We start from the raw sequence: 273 nt of genomic DNA on the forward strand, positions 1-273 counted from the left end.
TTGTCACACTGCTATCTGGGTTGGTGATGGTTAAGGTCACCGTATCACCCACTTCCACACCCGTTGGAATACTCACCACAGTTTCAACGCCGTCACTGTTCTCTGCCACGCTCACGCTGCCGTCCGCTGCGTCCGCGATGGTAAGCGTTGGCGCCGCAGTTGGTGCGGTGGCATCAAAATCAAACGTCACTGGCGCACTCTCACCACTGCTGTTGCCAGCGGCATCCGTAATGCTGCTGGTGATGCTGTAGTTACCTTCCGCTGTCAAGCTTG

1 protein-coding gene is annotated in these 273 nt (G+C 56.4%); it reads right to left on the minus strand.

Translation table 11 applies throughout. The features are described from left to right. Positions 1-273, minus strand: a 273-nt coding sequence (locus AACW06_RS20385) for a hypothetical protein (RefSeq protein ID WP_192076409.1), incomplete at both ends; no start/stop codon positions are given.

The sequence above is a fragment of the Vibrio sp. S12_S33 genome (genome assembly GCF_963889785.1).
In the GTDB taxonomy this organism is placed as follows: domain Bacteria; phylum Pseudomonadota; class Gammaproteobacteria; order Enterobacterales; family Vibrionaceae; genus Vibrio; species Vibrio aestuarianus.